General features: G+C 46.0%; 18 protein-coding genes. 7 read left to right on the top strand and 11 right to left on the bottom strand.

Translation table 11 applies throughout. The features are described 5' to 3' along the window. Positions 1-17: 17 nt before the first annotated feature. The 3 genes from GO755_RS14580 to GO755_RS14570 all read right to left on the bottom strand — a co-directional run bounded on the left by GO755_RS14580 (position 18) and on the right by GO755_RS14570 (position 2,166). Positions 18-932, bottom strand: coding sequence for a sensor histidine kinase (locus GO755_RS14580; protein WP_157585912.1), 915 nt, complete (start codon positions 930-932; stop codon positions 18-20). A 163-nt stretch (positions 933-1,095) separates the two neighbouring features. Further along, complete coding sequence (locus GO755_RS14575) at positions 1,096-1,560, bottom strand: hypothetical protein (RefSeq protein WP_157585911.1); 465 nt, start codon at positions 1,558-1,560, stop codon at positions 1,096-1,098. A gap of 78 nt (positions 1,561-1,638) precedes the next feature. Beyond that, a complete protein-coding gene (locus tag GO755_RS14570; RefSeq protein ID WP_157585910.1) occupies positions 1,639-2,166 on the bottom strand; it encodes an RNA methyltransferase in 528 nt (175 codons plus the stop codon). A 175-nt stretch (positions 2,167-2,341) separates the two neighbouring features. On the opposite strand from GO755_RS14570, the gene GO755_RS14565 reads away from it, so the two are divergent. Genes GO755_RS14565 through GO755_RS14555 form a run of 3 tightly spaced genes read left to right on the top strand, consistent with a single transcriptional unit; the run spans position 2,342 to position 5,363 of the window. After that, positions 2,342-3,037: a hypothetical protein gene (locus tag GO755_RS14565; RefSeq protein ID WP_157585909.1), complete on the top strand. Its 696-nt coding sequence runs from the start codon at positions 2,342-2,344 to the stop codon at positions 3,035-3,037. A gap of 2 nt (positions 3,038-3,039) precedes the next feature. Beyond that, positions 3,040-4,050: an AAA family ATPase gene (locus GO755_RS14560; RefSeq protein ID WP_157585908.1), complete on the top strand. Its 1,011-nt coding sequence runs from the start codon at positions 3,040-3,042 to the stop codon at positions 4,048-4,050. Then, on the top strand, positions 4,047-5,363 hold the full coding sequence (locus tag GO755_RS14555) for a vWA domain-containing protein (protein WP_198174839.1): 1,317 nt from the start codon (positions 4,047-4,049) through the stop codon (positions 5,361-5,363). Before GO755_RS14560 ends, GO755_RS14555 begins: the two co-directional genes overlap by 4 nt. A 72-nt stretch (positions 5,364-5,435) precedes the next feature. On the opposite strand, the gene GO755_RS14550 is transcribed toward GO755_RS14555, so the two are convergent. The 7 genes from GO755_RS14550 to GO755_RS14520 all read right to left on the bottom strand — a co-directional run bounded on the left by GO755_RS14550 (position 5,436) and on the right by GO755_RS14520 (position 13,368). Then, on the bottom strand, positions 5,436-5,972 hold the full coding sequence (locus GO755_RS14550) for a ferritin (protein ID WP_157585906.1): 537 nt from the start codon (positions 5,970-5,972) through the stop codon (positions 5,436-5,438). Between the two features lie 95 nt (positions 5,973-6,067). Further along, positions 6,068-6,433 (bottom strand): hypothetical protein, encoded by a 366-nt coding sequence (locus tag GO755_RS14545; protein ID WP_157585905.1) that lies wholly within the window; start codon positions 6,431-6,433, stop codon positions 6,068-6,070. Between the two features lie 73 nt (positions 6,434-6,506). Further along, entirely contained in the window at positions 6,507-8,882 is a 2,376-nt protein-coding gene (locus GO755_RS14540) for a TonB-dependent receptor (protein ID WP_198174838.1), read from the bottom strand. A 62-nt stretch (positions 8,883-8,944) separates the two neighbouring features. Next, positions 8,945-10,312 (bottom strand): HTTM domain-containing protein, encoded by a 1,368-nt coding sequence (locus GO755_RS14535; protein ID WP_157585903.1) that lies wholly within the window; start codon positions 10,310-10,312, stop codon positions 8,945-8,947. A 4-nt stretch (positions 10,313-10,316) separates the two neighbouring features. Continuing rightward, a complete protein-coding gene (locus tag GO755_RS14530; protein ID WP_157585902.1) occupies positions 10,317-11,435 on the bottom strand; it encodes an imelysin family protein in 1,119 nt (372 codons plus the stop codon). Positions 11,436-11,526: 91 nt separating this feature from the next. After that, the gene (locus tag GO755_RS14525) at positions 11,527-12,627 is read right to left on the bottom strand and encodes a DUF4856 domain-containing protein (protein WP_157585901.1); all 1,101 of its coding nucleotides are present in this window, start codon (positions 12,625-12,627) and stop codon (positions 11,527-11,529) included. An 87-nt stretch (positions 12,628-12,714) separates the two neighbouring features. Next, a complete protein-coding gene (locus GO755_RS14520) occupies positions 12,715-13,368 on the bottom strand; it encodes a response regulator transcription factor (RefSeq protein WP_157585900.1) in 654 nt (217 codons plus the stop codon). A gap of 248 nt (positions 13,369-13,616) precedes the next feature. Between GO755_RS14520 and GO755_RS14515 the strand changes: the two genes are divergently transcribed. After that, a complete protein-coding gene (locus tag GO755_RS14515) occupies positions 13,617-14,525 on the top strand; it encodes a helix-turn-helix domain-containing protein (protein WP_157585899.1) in 909 nt (302 codons plus the stop codon). Positions 14,526-14,605: 80 nt separating this feature from the next. Continuing rightward, entirely contained in the window at positions 14,606-15,607 is a 1,002-nt protein-coding gene (locus GO755_RS14510) for an aldo/keto reductase (RefSeq protein ID WP_157585898.1), read from the top strand. Between the two features lie 109 nt (positions 15,608-15,716). On the opposite strand, the gene GO755_RS14505 is transcribed toward GO755_RS14510, so the two are convergent. Then, positions 15,717-17,300, bottom strand: a complete 1,584-nt coding sequence (locus GO755_RS14505; protein ID WP_157585897.1) for a Na+/H+ antiporter — start codon at positions 17,298-17,300, stop codon at positions 15,717-15,719. A 137-nt stretch (positions 17,301-17,437) separates the two neighbouring features. Between GO755_RS14505 and GO755_RS14500 the strand changes: the two genes are divergently transcribed. Further along, positions 17,438-18,295, top strand: a complete 858-nt coding sequence (locus tag GO755_RS14500) for a helix-turn-helix domain-containing protein (RefSeq protein WP_157585896.1) — start codon at positions 17,438-17,440, stop codon at positions 18,293-18,295. Between the two features lie 63 nt (positions 18,296-18,358). After that, the gene (locus GO755_RS14495) at positions 18,359-19,351 is read left to right on the top strand and encodes an aldo/keto reductase (RefSeq protein WP_157585895.1); all 993 of its coding nucleotides are present in this window, start codon (positions 18,359-18,361) and stop codon (positions 19,349-19,351) included. The last annotated feature ends 159 nt before the right edge of the window (positions 19,352-19,510 follow it).

Genomic DNA, 19,510 nt, shown 5'->3' with positions numbered 1-19,510 from the left:
AATCAACATTGAATCAGCTACTTGCTTATTGTTTCGTCGTGAGATAAGAGGGCAGAAGGCGGTACCTGAATCATGAACTCACTTCCCTGACCTACTTCGCTTTTGACCCAGATTGTCCAGTTATGGGATTGAATAATACGTTGTACGTAGCTCAATCCTAAACCGAAACCCTTCACACTGGGCTGATTACGATCGTGAACCCGGAAAAAAGGCTGAAAAATCTGGGCTACTAATTTGGGCGGAATACCCACACCCTTGTCACGTACCGTAATGGTGAGGCCATCTGTATTGGTCTTTGTGAGTAACGTGATTTGGGGGTCTTCTGAGCTGTACTTTATGGCATTATCCAATAGGTTGTACAATACGTTGGTCAAATGCAGGCGATCTGCCAGTATGTGTGTGTCGTTGCCGGGTAAATTCAGGGTCAGGTAATCGCCATGACGTTCGGCTACCGAGCGTAGGAGCTGGTGTAGCTGAATTGGTTCAGGATTTAAAATGAGTGTGTTGCGGTCTGCTCGGGCCAACGTCAGCATTGTTTCAACCTGATGCTGGAGCCGTTCGGTCTCCTCCCGGATGATACGGACATACTTCTCCGTTCGTTCGGGCTGATTACGGGCAATAGGCGAATCCAGAATATCGGCAGCCATTCGAATGGCCGTAATTGGTGACTGAAATTCATGCACAATAGAATGCAATACTTCCGTCTGAACTACCGATCGCTGTTGTCGACGCAATAGCCACCAGACGAGGTAGCCCATCAGGCCCTGCGCTATCAAGACTAGCCCAGTGAGGCCTAGCCATTGAAGTGAAGACGATATGGAAAAACCAGTATCGGCTAATAAAAGCCTATTTCCATAAACTACTGCACTTATGATAATGACCAGCAAAAGCGTAAGTGCGGATATAGGATAAATAAGAGAACGACGCAGCATAACGCTGTCTTTTATGAGTTAGTAGGACACTAAAAGCCTACAAATAGACGACATAAACGCAATGTGTAAATGTCACAAGAAAATAGTCTAAAAAGCAATAATCGATAACAAAAAAAGCCCGTTTTAGACGGGCTTGTAAAAAAAAATGTATTTACTGATTAACTTACACTGCTTCAGTTGGTGTTTCTGCCGGAGTTGGTGCCGGTGAGGCAGGTGTTTTAGGGCGTGGTGTACGTGTAGCCTTAGACGTCGCAGGTTTTGGTGCCGGTGCTGGCTTGCGTGTTGTGCGGGGAGTAGCAGGAGCATCAGATACCGTTGCTTCGGTTACAGCAGCAACTGCCTTTTTCGCGGTTCGCTTAGCATTTTTAGCGGCCTTATCTGCATTCTTTTTCGCTTTGGCGACCTCTTTCTTTACCTTCTTTTCAGAAGCTTTAGCCGGTTTAGTCGCTTTCTTCTCCGCTTTATGCATCAACTTCGCTAGTTTCTTCGCCAGATTATCCGCCGATTTCTCGATGGATTTCTTCATTTTTTTTGTAGCCGCGCCTGCTTCGCTAAGTTTGGTTTCTATAGAACTGACGATTTCAGATGCCAGCGACTTCTGCTTGGTTTTAAGGGTTTTATTGGCCATTTGTTCAGTATGAAAAAAATTTACAAAGAAATACGAATTTTTTGTGACAATCAAAAGTCCAATGTTAAGTTTCTGTTATCATTTCTGGAGAAAATCCCAACAAACAATACCAGCTGTAACAGCAATATTGAGCGAATGCTTTGTGCCAAACTGCGGAATCTCAAGTACCAAATCGGCCAACTGCACAACCTCATCCCGAACACCTGTCACTTCGTTACCCAACACAAAAGCGTACTGTTTGTTTGAATCGGGTGAAAAATCAGCTAACGAAGTGCTCCCTTCGGCTTGTTCAATAGCGGCCACAACCCATCCTTCGGCCTGTAACCGTTGTACTAAAGTTACTACATCAGGTGTGTGCTCCCAGGAAACAGATTCTGTAGCACCGAGGGCAGTTTTGGTAATATCGCGATGGGGAGGCTGGCCTGTAATACCGCAGAGGTATAGTTTTGCGGCCCGAAATGCATCGGCTGTGCGGAATACAGAACCAACATTGTTTAGGCTCCGGATATCGTCTAAAATCAGGCAATACGGGAATTTTTCAGCGCCTTTAAATTCGTCGACAGAGAGCCGATTCAGCTCGTCAAGAGAGAGTTTACGAGGGGGCATAGGTAAAGCAAAATGTATAATATGAAACGAAATTTACTAGCTACTCATCAATAACTACATGAATGGCCTTGATCAATTAATTTTCGCCTTTTTAATCGCTGGTTAGTCGCTTAAGTTTATATCATAAATCAGGCCCACTGGAAAACTAATTCAGAACGATGAACCGTTTACCAGCATGAAAACACTGCTCGACATAATCGACTACTTGTATCAGGAAGCCTATCTGTCGGATGATGACCGCGATTTCCTGGCGGCTAAGGGGTTTATAGCGCCTGAGCAGACAGAATCCCATTCTGATGAGGAGTATGAATATAAGCAAGATGAGCCCGATGAGATCGACCTGGATGATGCGTTTCCAGGGATGGGGAAGGGACGTGGAGGGAAGAGAGGGCCCAAAAAGGCTTCGGTAACATTCCAGCAACGGAAGACCAATGCGACAAAAATACAACTGGTGAATCTGACGTATAACCCCAAACTCTGGTGGTATCCTCCACTCGATATTGACCTGGGTAGCTCAGTAATCTTAGAGGGGATTGAGCAAATAATGGGTAAAAGCCTTGTTAAAAAGTTGTACCGGACAGGAAGCTTCTCGACTTACTCAACGGTTCACTCGTTCTGGGATCGTTGGGCAGACATTCTTGGCCCCACAACTCTGATTAAGTACGAAGATGCAATTATGGCGCTTCTGAAAGGAAATCGCCTGCGAAGTGAGAAGTACCTCAAACCCTCTGCGTTCTATGAGCTTAGTCAGCTGAAAATTGTACAGAATAAGAGTGGCTGGATGCTGGCGGTAGCAATCGATACGCACGCGTCTGTACGATTAACCGACGAAGAAGGTCGTCAGGATTTACAAATTATTAAACTAGCCTGAAAATGGAAACGATCACACTGGGACAAGCCAAGTTGCTCATCAAGGCAATGGCACATAAAGAAAGCCTTTTGCTCCTGTCGCCCCCAGGTGTTGGCAAATCGGACGTAATTCGGCAGGCAGCCGAAGAGGAGGGATTGCCGCTACGGTCATTGCTTGGTACGCAAATAGCTCCCGAAGATGTGAGCGGTATCCCTCAGATTGTCAATGGTCGGTCGGTTTTTTGTCCACCGCGTATATTGCTACCCGAAGAACCGGAACCATTTTGTTTGTTTCTCGACGAGCTGCCCGCGGCTGCACCTGATGTACAGAAAGCCTTATACGCGCTGTTGCTGGAACGGCGATTAGGTGAACATCAGTTGCCCAAAGGCACCTGGGTAGTAGCCGCCGGAAATCGGCAGCAAGATCGGGCTTTAGTGCGTCAGATCAGCAGTGCGTTAATCAATCGCACGTTTGTCGTGCAGATTCGGGTTGATTTAAAAGAATGGATGATCTGGGCTCAGCAGCATGGCATCCGCAAGGAAATTATTTCGTTCATCAATTTTTTCCCAGATGCGCTTATTCGGGATGTGTCTGCCGAGCCGGTTCCGTTCTCAACTCCGCGGGCCTGGGCGTCGTTATCGCAGGCGCTGGATCTGGTCGAACGGGCAGGCGCTCTCAATCCTGATCTAGTTCGAGCACTTTGTTTCGGTCGGGTGTCGGCTGCTGATGCGGCTATTTTCTGTACCACACTGGACGTTAATAGCGCTATGTTGCTGACAATAGAGGAGTATGTGAGAGACCCCCAGAAATTACCCGACGAGGTCACCCAACTGTGGTTTCTGCTGAACCGGATCAAACATCACCTCCTGACGGGAAAAGTGGAAGTATCGGCCGATGAATTGAACCGTTTCCTGCTGGCATTGCCTCAGGAACAACGATTTGCGCTATTTGCTGGTCATGTATGGGAATGGGGGCGTCTGGGTGTGTCGGAGGCTTTCCTGGAAACACTAAAACAAGTAACCGGACTGGTATGAATCCAACGATCACCGCCAGCGAACTGGCTAAGCAGGCGCTGCATGTTGTCCGAATCACGATTCCCTATCTGGCCGAATTAACGCTCAATATTGAGTTAGTTCCGACTAACCAGGTGGCAACGGCTGCCATTTTTGCATCTGGTAGGCTGATCTACAATCCCGACTGGCTTGTCCAATTGAGCTTGCACGATGCATCTTTTGTGATGGCCCACGAAATGATGCATCTGGCCCTACGATCGCACTATCGTTCGAGTCAGGAAGATGCCAAACTGTTCAACATTACACACGATTATCTAATCAATGATATACTCAAACGGGCATTTGGTGTAGATGAAGTGCCAGCCTCTGGCCTGGATTGGGACCAGGATGCTGGCCGCTACTATTCGTTAGCGGATAAGCCGGCAGAAGAGTTGCTGACATTTATTCGGGATTCGTTTAGCGACTGGAGGCTTCAGCAACTCATGTCCAGACCACATTGGCAAGCTGGAAATGGAGCACTGGCTACCAGGAATGAGTCTCCGTTTGCTGATTTGCTGGAAAAGCTAAACATGGTCCAGCCAGTAGCATCGCTGGAGGATAGGCTATCTAACAAAACGGACATCCTTTCGGAAGAACTGGAGCAACTTTTGTTTCCAACGGTTACGCCCGCTACAATCCATAACCGAATGGTACAGATCAATGGCCTGGTTCAGAAAGCTCTCGCCGAAAAATTCGTTTACGATAAACTACCCAATCTCGACGTTCCTGGATGGTCCCAATCCAATATCTACGAGGTTAACTACCAGGCGGTTAAGTCGGCCTATAAACCTCCCTGGGAAATGGCTCTCCAGCAATGGCTGGAATTTACGGCCCGAAGTGGGCGAACCTATACCCGACCCAGTCGACGGGGCACCTACACCGATTTGGTGCAGGCTGGCTATAAGCGCGAAGGGAATACAATTCATATTATTATTGACACAAGTGGGTCGATGAGTAGCCTACTTTCTGAAGTACTGGGATTCATAGCCTCCTTTGCCGAATCGTCGATGATCCCCGAAGTTCATGTAGTGCAATGTGATACCGGCGTCAGCGATGATAGCTGGTATACGCCATCTGAACTACTTGATTTTCAGGTTAAAGGCTTAGGCGGGAGCGATATAACACCGGCGATGTTGCATTTAGCTCAGGATGAGGGTATACTCTATGTCGTCATAATTACCGATGGATGCATAGAGTATCCCTATGAATCAATGCCCTACCAGGTGCTTTGGGTACTAACAGACCCATATGAGTGGTTTACTCCTCCTTATGGCCAGGTACTAAGAATTGAATAGCAGCAGATAATTGTGCAATGAAAAAAGGGTAGCTGGTTAGCTACCCTTTTTTCATTGAATATGTAGTGTGACTTATTCGTTTTCGAATGGGTTTTGGTCATAGGTAACGCTGGCGAGTTTTTTGTCTAAATAATAGATCTGATCGGCCGGAATTTGATCAATCAGTTCCAGGCAACGCCGGGCTATATATTCTTCTTCAACCTGCTCTTTAACGTACCATTTCATCAGCTCTTCGGTGGCGTAGTCACCTTCACGACGGCAAACACCAATAACCCGATTAATCGAGTCGGTCACCGCAATTTCCTGATCGAGTACATTCTCAAAAACCGACCGGAGTGTATCGAATTCCTGGGGAACAGCTGGCACTTCGGGTGTATAGGCCGTTCCTCCCTGATCGCATAGGTAATGGAAGATCTTCATGGCATGCTTCCGCTCTTCTTCCGACTGCTTGTAGAAAAATCCTGCGCTATAGTCATAACCATTGCGATCACACCAGCCCGCCATCGCCAGATACTTAGACGATGATACCAGTTCCATTTGTATCTGTTGATTCAAAACCAGTTCGACGGGCTCTTTAATCAATGTGCGGAGTCTTGCTAAATCTTTCATGGCGTTTATGTATGCAAAAATTGATACCCCAAAGAACAGCAAAAAACCGTTTCGTGGTACGAAACGGCTAATAATTAGACGGTTTCTAAAATAGCTTATGCTGCATCAGAAAGGGTTGAACACCCACATTCACGCAACAAACTGTTTAGCTCAAGTGTAAAAGCAGCTCCGTTGAGCAGCTCACGAAGATGAAGAATTTCACAAAGGGTCAATACGTAGCAACGATCCAATCGGGGTAGGGTAAAAATTTCCACCTCATCGGCGGCCTCGGTGCTGAGGGCCATTTGATGGATATTCACCGTCTGAACCATGCGCCGAAACTGTGAAAAGTCGCGGGCTGACAGGGGTGTATGCGTTCCCCAAAACGATAAGATAAGCCGGTTCGTCCGGTCGCATTGATACACTGTGCCTTTATCGGTTTTAAAGACTAACTGATAGGAGACTGGTACGGTACTTTCCATATTTTGTGAAATGACAAAGCAAATATAAGCAAATAAGATTTATTTAGAATTGTTAAAAATAAATTTTATTTAATTATAATTTTACCTGTACCGTCAGAAAAAAGCTGCGGGCATCGGCAGGGATGATGCCTGGGCCAGGATAACTGTCGGCGCGCCGGGTGAAATAGCGGGCATTAGCCAGATTGTTGATCGAGCCTTGCAGCGCAAAAATCCGACTCAGTTTGTATTCCCCCGAAAGATCCATAACCGTATAGGCTGGCACCAATCCATCGATGGCATTGGCTGTAAAAACAGCATTGGTCGCATCTGTAAACTGGTCACTGGTATAAGCTAGCTGATAGGTAGCTGAAAACCGCTTACGCTGATAGGAGAGGCCAGTTTTAAAAATCACGTCGGGAGCCAACTCTACTTTTTTGTTTCGGTAAGCAGGTTCGTCGCTATTAATGTAGCGTGCATTAATCAGGGCCAGGTTGGTAAACACCGAAAGCCGGGCCTTACTATACTGTTTGTCGATGAAATGCAGCAATTCCAGCTCCGCAAACGACTCCAGACCTAGACTCCGGGATTGAGACACATTGGTCCGATAGCGATAGATATTAAATGAGACGGGATCAGACTTTTGCACGGTTCCAATGCGATTGGCGTAGTTGATTGTAAATAGACTCACATCGTAATTAAACAGACCCGCCAGATTGCCTCGAATACCCAGATCTGCCGAATAACCTCGCTCATCCTGCAAGTTTGGATCTACCTGAATATTCGGATTGACGGAACGTATATCATTGAAATTAATAGCCCGATAATTCTGCGAAATGTTGGCGTAAACCTGCAAACCCTGACTCTGTAAATAACTTAGGCCAATGCCACCTATCAGAAAATGGCGCGTGTTGTTTTTCGTCTCCTGTATCTGCTGATTGAAAATGATGTTGCCCGCCTGATCTTTATTAATTAGCGAATAAAAACCGTCTGCTTTCGTAATGATATTTTCAAATCGGACACCTGGGATAATACTTAATTTGGAATTTAGCCGGACTATGTTTTCCGCGAACAAAGCGACATTGTAATTCGGGAAGTTGTATTTGGAATAGGCGTAGGCGTCTGAATTGACAAAATCAAAGTCGGAGGTAGTGCCGGTCGAGCCGCTGTTGCCGAGCCCTTGCCGACGGTCGGTAAATCCTTTATAGTAGCGAACGCCCAGCAGCAGATTCTGGGGATTACCTTTCAGCTTATACGTATACAACAACCGGCTTTCATTGCCATAATTCGTGTAATTATCCTTATACAAATCTCGGGGAGTGCCAGGATCGAGCCGGTTAATGTAATCCAGATTGCCGAGCGCATACCGTCCGGCAGATAGCCCAAAAAAACGGGAATTAAATCTCAGGTTCTCGTTGATCTGATAATCCAACAGCATAGCCCCCAAATTCCAGTTGACCTTGAACCAGTTACGCGCCCGCACCGATTGATGCGCATCAATCGCAAACTCGGCATCGGTGAGGCCACCGGGCTGGTGAGCCAGATAATGCATGTATGTATACTGAAACGTCAATGCCAACTTTGGATTAACGGTGTAGGTCGCTGAACCATAAGCCGTATTGACGTTGAATTCGGCATTCGGGCGCCAGCCATTTCCTGACTTATGCTGAAAGAAGGTATAGTACTGTACTTTCTTCACGGTGCCACCAATACTGTTGGTTGTATTGAAAAATCCCCACGACCCGACAGTTTCCCGCGAGGTTACTTCTATAGGTTTATTGGCCGCTCCTTCTTTCAATTTGAAGTTAATGAGCCCCCCGAATTGGGTTCCATACTGTAAAGAAGAAGCACCCCGCAGAATCTCAATGCGGCTGGTCAGCTCGGCAGGAGGGGAGTAGTAACTTTCGGGATAACCCAGTGCATCGGCACTCATATCGTAGCCATTTTGTCGGGTATTGAAATTCGTTACCCGATTCGGGTTCAGCCCGCGACCGCCGATACCTAGCTGGATACCGGCTCCATCGTTCTCCCAGATATTGAGCCCGGCGACTTTGGCGTATATCTGCCGACTGTTATTGGTTGCCTTATTGGCGGTTATGTCATCCAGTACGATCACTTCGCTTTTCTTGCCCGCATTGATCGTTGTACCCTCTATCGCTCGTAAGCGAGTGATGCCAAATGTTTTTGCCCGTTCGGCATTGACACTGACTGCATTCAGTTGTTGGACAGATTCCTCCAATACCAGATTGAGAGTCAAATTCTCGTGAATGTCAAGCGATCGGGTTTGTGGCTTGTAGCCGATGGCAGACACTTCAAGCGTGTAAGTGCCGGTTTTAATGCGCCGTAACCGATAGTCTCCCGAGGAGTCGCAGACCGTAGCAAAATCAGTGTTTTGTAACACAATAGAGGCACTGGGTATTCCTTCTCCCGATGCTGTTTTTATGTGCCCCTTGAGCGTAACGGTTTGTGCCATTATGCTCAAGCTACTAGTCGTTAGAAGTAAGAAAAATAAGATACCGTTTTTGTTCATTCTGTTTATTGGCGAAATGGAAGAATCCACCGTTTGTGATCAAAGGTCTCTTCCTCGTTTGCCAGATTAATGGTACTGTCGATGTAGAGCCTACTGCCACTTCCATTTAGCGTTACGTAGCTTTCGGCGGTTACAATAGGGTTTTTGATTCCTTTTTGCTCATATTCTCTGGCGAGAAAATGGGCATATTGAAGGATCATATCTGGCTGAGTAGCCATCATGTTTTCCTGCAAACTGGTCAGGTATTGTGCGTTGACGACTTCGGTTTGTCTGCCGGTTGTAGGGTCTTTTACATAGAAAAAAGCCGTGCCTCCTTTCTCCATCAGCATCACCCGCCACGAAAAACGGTAGCCTTCTTCAGTCCAGTATAATTTTCCGGGATACAATAAAAGGCGGAAAGGAAGCAGCAGTTGAATCGTAAAATGAAGCCCCAATACTGCCCAGATTAACTTTTGCTGAACGACCGGCATTTGGTAAATGCGCCTGGTTTCTCTTGAACGAATGCCCCATTCCGGTAGGAGTTTCCTGAGAAAATCAATGATCTGTAAGTGCGTGCGTTCAGAAAAGAAAATCGGCGTTACGGCAATCATGATGTAGGGGAACATCCCAATTTTAAAAAGTATGCCAGTAGCCAGATGAAAGAGCACAACAAAGGCATAAGCGGGCTTTCTGGTTTTTTCCCAGAGCAGAAAAAAGCCGATTCCTAAATCAAACAAAGCTCCAAACCAACTGAATGCGTAGGCTACCCACAGTTGCGTCAGTAATGAACCGATAATGGGCAGGTGACTGTTGGCTGGCAACCATATTTTGAGTGGAAGCGCAGCTATGAGCCAGTCGTAATTGAGTTTGGACAGGCCCGCAAAAAAATAGACGAGTAGCAGCTGAAGTTTAAACAGATTGATCGTCCATGCGGGAACCTGCGTAACAGCAAGCCGAGGTTTTCGTAAAACATCAACGGAGAAATAACGATGAGCCGGGACCAGGATCAGCAGAAACGAAAGGATGCTAACGAAATAATAATGATTGAGATACGTGGTTTTGTCAATTAGCTCCACGTACGTAAAACACAGGAAAAAAGTCAGGATAGCTACTCGGTAAAACAGGCCTATAGTGATTAACAGGGAAGAAATTATGAGCAACCCAAACAAACTATACATGCCTGTTGCACCGAGTGGCTTTACGCCATCAAACCCATAAAAGGTGAAATGAAACTGCGGTTTGATATAGAAAGCATATACCCACCCTTTCAGCGCAAAACGAATTGTGCTCAATAGCATAATGCTCCCGAAGGCTATCCGAAAGACGGCCAGGGGAGCAATATGCTGTTGTCCAATAAAAAAGGAGCTGAGTTTCTCCTTTACTGAGGTGGCCATGCCCTTAATCGCCGTCGTTATCGCCGTAGGTTATCAGAATGCCCAAGGATGAGGTCATATCTGTTTTGAGTAGTACGAGGAGCTTTTGTAGTTCGGTGTACGTAGCTGTAACAGCTCCCTGATTGGTTTTGATGTTATCCGACAGCGGATCGGTCAGTGTTTGCAACTTGGCTGTGGCCGTGGCAAACTGCGCTTTGATCACATCGTTTAGTGAACCACCACTGCTGGATTTAGCACCTATCTGCGTTAAGTAATCGTCAAATCCCAGACCATCTCCCTGTGCACTTTTCCCCAGGTAAATGTTTTGAAGAGCCTGAATGTGTAGTAACGCCAGTTGTACCGACATTTTAGAATAATACGCCTGCACTTTTTCCGGGTAAGCTGTCCCCATCGATTGCACGCCAGCAGGAATACCTATTTCGTAGTTTTTGAACACATCGACGTCATAATCCAATTGATTGACTAACTGACCTGTAGAACTTCCAACATCGGTTCCTGTCGCATTGAGAAACGTAGCGGTATAACCCGAATTCCAGGCGTTTACCACGGTAGTTATATTCGTTTTTAGTTCGGTAGATAAGGCTGCCAGATACGTTTTCCGATTTGCGGCTTTACTATCGGTGGTATATTGTTGGAGGATAGCGTTGTTATCAGTACCTACGCCAAACAGTAAATAATCAAGTGCTGGAAGTCCCTTTGCTGCCAGGTTGGCCAAAAGCGTCGGATTGTACGTTCCTGAACTGATATTCGTATTGATCTGAGCGACATCAGCAGGGTAGGTGTTTGTGTTGACGCGCAAATTTGCCTGATCTGCTGGCCCAAATCCATAGGCCGATGTTGCCTGCCACTGTTTGTAAGCTGCTTGAAACGCCGACTGGAGGGCTGTTAGTTTGGCCGCATCAGGAGTGGTGTTAAAGGCTGTGACCGCTGCATCCAGATTGACCGCCGTGGTCTGAAAGGATGTATAGGCCGGAAGAATAAGATTGGTACTCAGGTTGGTCAACATAGCCTTCCGATCAAATGAAGTGGCCGCTGGGGCCTGATCATCACTGGATTTTGAACAGGACTGAGATCCAAGAGCAAGTCCGGTTGCGGCTAAGGCTACAAGAATGAATGTACGCATTTCGGGTCGTTTTTATGGTAGAAAACCATCCACGGCAGACTGGTGTGGATGGTTTAGTTGTTGAGCGTCAATGTAATCGACTAACCATTGTTTACAGTATGTCTTTTACTGAATCAAAGTCATACTGTTTGGCAATGGCATCTCTGATGTTGTTTACATCCGTCAAGGTCAGGTCGTAGAAGTTTTTAGGAAATAAAGCCAGTATAGCGTCGATTTGCGCATCGGTGATTTTGCGTTTTGGGTTGTATTTCAAGGAGTACACAAACCCATAGCATTCAGAAAGGCGGCTGTTTCTAGCGATGTTGTCGTTCAACGATTCTTTAATTTCTTTCACTTCCTGAAGTGCGGCTGCCCCGACAACTCGCTCAAATCCTTGCATGAGGATCGTTGCCTGATCTTGATAAGTTTTGGTGTCCTTGTTGCTGATAGCAGCCCGGCCTTTCAGGAAAGCATCCATGAATATCTTATTGGCATGATAGCCCGAATCGACCTGAGTTGTGTAGCTACCCCATAATTTAGCACCCGTTTTATTGGTCGGGAAGTCGATAGGAACACCCCAATAACCAAACGCCAGATCCCAGGCATGTTCTAGTGCCGTTCCTTTTCCCGTGGTTACTGTAGTGTTGTCGAGCGAATTATTGGCGGCCGCAGTCATGTAATTATTCACAATCTGGTAGCAGATCAATCCACCCATCATGGTTTTATTAAAGACCTGCGCGTAGTTTACTCCGGTTGCCGTTAACGCGTATTTAGTTGCTGCGTTCGCCGAACTAGTTCCTACACCCGCTACACCTCGGCTAGCTACGTTGCCCGTTTTACTAACCGCCACTAGGCTATCGATGAATCGGAGAGCATCGGTTTGCATCAGCGAAAAACATTGATCCTTTAATTGTAAGCCCGATGTATTATAAGTCAGTGAAGTTGAGAAAGGCGAGCTGGTATTGGTAAACATGTTTTTCAATTTGTCTCCATCCAGAGTACCCGTAAGAGCACCTCTCATCAACGTTGACATCTCCGTCACCATGCCCAGGCGAGTGGTTGACTCTGAAAAATCGACATTGGTGAAGTTGTAAGTCGTTGGTATAGTGTATACTGGGACTACGTCTACAGTGGTGGGGTTTTCTTCCTTGCAACTTACGGCAAGTAATAGGACTACAGAAAAGGCGCTGAGTGCTAGAAGAGATCGCTTCATTATGAATTCTGGATATGTACAAAACTTATTTCGGGCACAAAAGTAGACCTCGAAATAAGGGCTATCAATACCCCCACGGGGGTATATTTATAATAGGTCTAAATAAGATAAGTCATTTAAGGAGCTAAGTGTCAGTACGAGTTCGGAGGCATTTTTGAACGTAAAGCCCATTTTTTTGATGATATTTTTCCGATGGGTCTTTATGGTATGTATACTTAAAAAGAGCCTTTCCGCAATTTCTTTATTCGTTTTGCCCTCGGCGATTAAGTTGACAATTTCGGTTTCACGAGCTGATAAGGAGGGGACTTCTTCTTCCTGATGAGTAAAGGGCTGGTTGTCCAAAAGAAGCTCTACTGTCTTTGTGCAAAGGAATTTTTCGCCTTTAGCGGTGGCATGAATGGCATCAATTAATTCTTCCGGACTACATTCTTTGGATACGTGATTCCTGATTCCCTGATTGATCGACTGGAGAAGTTCAGTTCTGGAATGGCTATTCGATAAAACCAGAATCTTCTTTAATGCAGACTGCGCCTGAATATCTTTTAATGTAGATACACTAAAATGTGCATAATAATGGGTATCGACAAGGATAACATCCGGGTTCAAGTCGGCAACCAGTTGCATAAGTTCTGACGACGTAGTCGCCTGACCAGTAACAGATATGTCTTGAGTAGTAGATAGGATGTTGACTAAACCTTCTCGTGTCAATGTCTGATTATCAGCAATTAGGACAGAGATCATTTATAGCTTACTTTATTTAATCTTGTTCTAAACAATGGTACGAAGATGAAGCTTTTGTGGTTGCGTGCCATTAAAATACGATTAATGACACTGTTGGATAATACGTTGTAGGCTGGACGAAGAACAGGGCAATGGCTGGCCATACAACACCGGATTAAAGCCTAGGGTAATTATCAATGCGGCTGTATCGCGCTGGATTTTAACCCGGTATCGGGCTATATGCCGTTTGAATTGTATAACTTTACTCCATGAGCCATACCGAAACGATTCAGGAATTTTACCAACGTGTTCCACAGGCAAACGCAACTGGGCTTGCACTAAACAATGCTGGAGTTGGGCATTTTAACGTATTTACGCGCGCTTCCTGCTTTCATAAAACGCCTTATATCCGCCGGGATTTTTATAAGGTTTCCTTGATCATTGGTACTGGGAAATTATACTATGCCGATAAATGGATTGCGATTGACCGGCCGGCACTGCTTTTTTCTAACCCTGTTATTCCGTATTCCTGGGAAGCGACATCGGAAGAACAGGAAGGGTGGTTTTGTCTATTTACCGACGCATTTGTCCATCATTATGAACGGAAAGAATCGCTGGCCGAATCGCCTTTGTTTAAGATTGGGGGTAATCCTATATTCTTTATCAATGAGCAACAGCAGCAGGAGCTTTCCCGAATTTTTCAGAAAATGATGGTCGAAATAGCTTCTACATACACCCATAAATACGATTTGCTACGTAATTACCTGCATTTGGTTATTCATGAAGCCATGAAAATGCAGCCCGCCGAAAGTTTCGAAAAACACGCCAATGCATCGGCCCGAATTACATCCTTATTCATCGAATTGCTGGAACGGCAATTCCCGATTGATACACCCGAAGATGCGCTTCAACTAAAGACAGCTACTGATTATGCAAAGCAGTTGTCGGTGCACGTAAACCACCTGAATCGATCCGTTAAAGAAATAACCGGCAAAACCACAACCGAACATATATCGGCCCGAATTACCAAAGAGGCTCAGGCGTTGCTTAAACACACCGACTGGAATATTGCCGAAATAGCTTATAGTCTCGGGTTCGAGTATCCAACCTACTTCAATCTGTTTTTTAAGAAACAGACCCGCCTTACGCCCAATGAAGCTCGTAGCGTGATTGTTTGATTTTTATACACATCTGTGTGAATTCTATAAGTCCGTGCTAGCATGTGTACGCTACCTTTGTTGCGTATAAACGAACAGTTATGAACTACAGAAATCTGAGTAACACAGGAGAAAAATTATCGGCCGTTGGCCTGGGCTGTATGGGCATGAGCTTCGCCTATGGCCCCACCGACGATACAGAAAGTATTGCAACCTTACATAAAGCACTGGATCTGGGAATCAATTTTTGGGATACCGCCGATATGTATGCCAATGGCCTCAATGAGGAACTTATTTCAACGGTGTTGGTCCCTAATCGGGATAAGGTATTTATTGCTACTAAGTTTGGTTTTCGGTTTAAGGATGGCATCGCTGGTCCTAGTGCGGCATCCGGTACGTATTTCGATGGTTCGCCAGCCTGGTTAAAGATTGCCGTTGAAAAGAGCTTGCAGCGCCTGAAAATCGATACTATTGATTTGTATTATGCACACAGGGTTGATCCCAACATACCGATTGAAGAAACGGTTGGCGCTATGGCCGAGCTGGTTAAAGAGGGTAAAGTCCGTTACCTTGGTTTGAGTGAAGCGTCGGCGGCATCTATCCGAAAAGCGCATGCCGTTCACCCGATTGCCGCTTTACAAAGTGAATATTCCTTGCTTAGCCGAGATGTAGAAGGAGAAATCCTTGCTACGATTCGTGAATTGGGTATTACGTTGGTTCCGTATTCGCCATTGGCAAGAGGGCTGGTTACTAATGCGCTCGATGTTAGTCAGTTGGCTGATACAGATTTCCGTAAAACCTTACCTCGATATAGTGGCGAGAATTGGGAAAACAACCAATCGCTGGCTGAGGCTTTTGCCGTTTTGGCGCAAGAAAAGCAGGTGACATCTGCCCAATTGGCACTGGCCTGGGTACTAGCGCAAGGTGATGACATTATCCCGATTCCGGGCACGAAGAAACGAAAGTACCTTGAGGAAAATGCAGGGGCAGTTGATGTAACCTTGTCGGCGGCCGATTTGAAAGCCATTGACGAACTGGTAGCCAGCTATCCAAATACCGGTGAACGTTATAGTGAAGAAGCTATGAAACTGGTCAATCACTAAACGAAGGATTCATAGTCAATCCTGATGATTCGAATAGACTAGCATGCCACTGGCCCAGTGGCATGCTAGTCGTGTATAACACCGAATGGCAAAATCTTTTTTGTCAGGATTAAATGATTTTCAACCGTTCCTCTTCCAGATCAATTTGATATAACTGCTGACGGATAATGCCTTCGTCAATCTTCGGGTCTTTGTTGAGTTCGGTAAGGTATTGCCGTTGACTTTCAAGGACTTCCACAAAAATTACCTTCGTTTTTACATTCATCCAACTATCATCGCTGGCTTTGGCTCGCTCTTCCCATTGCTTCAGGAATTTCTCCAGACCGACGTGCCCATTCAGTTCATTTTCATATTTATTTTTCAGAAACTGATAGACATGTTGTTTCAAGCCTTGTTTCATTTTTTGTCTGGTCACTTCTTCTGGCTCTTCTTCAAATAGACCATCAAATAATTTCGTCCGGGCGATGAAAGCAGGAAGCGTAAGGCCCTGCACCAGTAGAGTAAGCAGGATCACAACAAATGTGATAAACAGAATGAGATTACGTTGCGGGAACGCTGCGCCGTTGTCTAACGTGATGGGTATTGCTAAAGCCGCAGCCAGCGACACGACACCCCGCATACCTGTCCAACCCAGAAGCATAGGCATCAACCAACGCCTTCTACTGGAACGGGCACGAGGCATCACACTAGGACGAAAGATAAGTGTAGCCAGTAAGGCCGTGTACGAACTAATCATTCTGGAAGCAATTAACACGCCCGTTACCAAGGCGCCATAGCCAATGGCGGTACGTAGAGGAATACCTTCAGCGTGCAGTCCTTCAACAATTTCGGGAAGCTCCAGACCAATGATCAGAAAGACGATACCATTCAGGATAAATACAAAACTTTCCCAAACACTAAAACTCTGAATACGACTGGCACTGTTTAGAAAAACAAGCCGCCTTGCCGACATAAATAAGCCACCGCTTACGATAGCCAGCACGCCCGAACAATGAAGTTCTTCCGCTATCCAATACATAAAATAAGGCTCAATTAACGTCAGGGCTATGTGGGATTGAGCCTCAAGAGGAAGTCGTTTATGGGCCTGAACAAACACCCAGGCCAGCAGTAAGCCAACGCCCGCACCACCCAGTACCATCCATACAAAACTTAGTGCCGCCTGCTGCCAGATAAACTGACCTGTGCCCACCGCGACCAGGGCGAAGCGGAAAATGATCAGCGATGAAGCATCGTTGAGCAGGCTTTCACCTTCCAGAATTGCCGAAGTGGATCGGGGGATTTTTACAAACTTGGTAATGGCTCCGGTACTTACTGCATCTGGTGGTGATACGATGCCTCCCAGTAAAAAGCCTAAGGCAATCGTAAATCCTGGAATGAACTGGTTAGTAACCACCGCTACAGACAAGGCGGTGAAAAACACTACCAGAAAAGCGAAACTACCAATGATACGCCACCACTTTTTCATTTCCTTGAATGAGATCGTCCAGGAAGCCTCGAACAAGAGTGGTGGCAGGAAAATAAAAAAAATAAGGTCGGGATTGATTCGTACCATTGGCAATCCCGGAATGAAACTGACTAACAGGCCGGCAACAACCAGCAGAATCGGGTAAGCAATTTTTAGTTTGTTAGCCCACATGTTCAACAGCACGATGGCTGCTATCATGGCGAGCAGAAAAGGTAAAATCGTATGCATTGCATCAGGGATGAATGGTAGTAGAGTCGCTTTGAACCAAAGTGTTCATTGTTTCTGAAATCACAAAATGAGTTTAAAAGTAGTGTACAAAGGCTAATGGACGTAATTTAACCCTATTACTTCCATATTTTTACCCTATGCAAACCATTGAATCACTTCTTACGCTCAATAGACAAAACAACAAGCTCTCCATCCGTATTATTTCCCCTACCTTCGGCCATCTCTCTCCTGAAATTGCCCATCAATATGGCCTTACTCACCGCAAGCCGTACTATTTTTTTCTCTTTATGCTCGAAGGCCACACCCGGCATGGCGTCGATCTTCAGCAATTCGATATAAAGGCCAATGAGCTTCTTTTCATTCTGCCTCACCAGATCCACCGGTTGCCAGCTACTAAAGAAGGTACCGATTATGTCAAGCTCGGTTTTGATGAAAACTGCCTTTCCTTATTACCCAAACAATATCCCTTTCTTGTCAACCCGTTCAACAAACAAAAAATCCAATTCACGCCACCCGCTGCTGCGAGACTAAAATCCATCTTCGGCATACTGCTTGATTTATTAAGTGTGGCGGAGACCGATCCTGAACTCATTCTTGCCCACCTCAATAGCCTGTTAACTGAAATAAACGCGGCTTATTTCTCCTCCGACAAAAGTCCTGCAGACGACAAACTTTCCAAATACATCCGGTTCAAGCTCTTTGTCGAAGATAACCTCACCGATCATACAACCGTCAACGACATCGCTGAAAAACTCGCTCTCAACACCAACAGCTTATATACTATCGTTAAACACTACTCCGGACTTTCGCCCAAAGAATTCATCACTAACCGTCTCATACTGGAAGCGAAACGTCGTCTCTATTATGCTGAAAGTTCCATCAAGGAGCTGGCCTACGACCTGGGTTTCAACGACCCTGAATACTTCTCCCGTTTGTTTAAAAAAGTAACTGGCCAAACCATCGCTACGTTTATTCAGGATTTGTCAGGGAACTAATGTGTTTTGTCCGGTTCCTTTTCTGAGGTTCTCTAGACCTTTGTTCTCCTAATAAATCCGCCAATGATGAACAGAAAACTAGGAACAAACGGCCCACTTGTATCGGCAGTAGGGTTAGGCTGTATGGGCATGTCGGGTGCTTACGGGCAATCTGACGAAAAGGAATCCATCGCCACGATCGAAAGAGCCCTTGAGCTCGGACACAACTTTTTAGATACGGCCGATTATTATGCTGTAGGCCACAACGAAGAACTGATTTCTCAGGCGATCGTAGGAAAACGTGAAAAAGCCTTTCTCTCGGTAAAAACGGGTCAGTTGGTTACTGCTGGACCCAATGGGGCTATGGGACCCGGTCCGGTCAGCGGCCATCCTGATTATCTGCGCAATGCGGTCTTTTATAGTCTCCGCCGTCTCAAAACGGATTACATCGATCTCTACACCCAGGCACGAGTAGATCCTACGATTCCTATCGAAGAAACGGTTGGCGCACTATCCGACTTAGTTCAAAAAGGAGTGATTCGGTACATCGGTCTCTCGGAAGCATCGGCCGATTCGATTCGCAAAGCTGCTACCGTCCATGCCATCACCGCCCTACAGATAGAGTACTCGCTCTGGAGCCGTGACATTGAAGCCGAAGTCCTTCCCACCATTCGGGAGTTAGGTATTGGTCTGGTAGCCTACGCCCCTCTAAGTCGGGGCTTTCTAAGTGGTGAAATTAGAACACCCGACGATCTCAAAGACAGCCGTATCAATATGCCCCGCTACCAGGGTGAGAATTTCTACAAAAATCTGGAACTGGTCGAAAAGATTAAAACGCTGGCTACCTCAAAAGGCTGTACCCCAGCTCAGTTAGCGATTGCCTGGGTACTTGCCCAGGGTGACGATATCATTACTATTCCCGGCTCCAAACGTATCAGGCATCTTGACGAAAATAGGGCATCCGAAAATGTAAAACTCACCCGTGAAGACCTGCAAAGCATTGAAGCGATCCTACCCGCCGGAATCGTTTCTGGCTCCCGTTATCCAGAACGATTTTTAAGTGCTCTGAATCGATAAACGACCCTTTTCTGGAGTAGGATGAAACGCTCCCGTAGGACATACGTTTCACTCGGCTTTGCCTGTCAATGCATCGTTGTGGCTGGCTAAAATTCAATAATCGAATGGATGATCTGGCGTTAACGTGCGACCCCGATGGGGTCAAAAGTTTATAGCACC

It is taken from the genome of Spirosoma arboris, from assembly GCF_009754945.1.
Lineage (GTDB): Bacteria > Bacteroidota > Bacteroidia > Cytophagales > Spirosomataceae > Spirosoma > Spirosoma arboris.
This window is presented reverse-complemented; position numbering and strand designations above follow the sequence as displayed.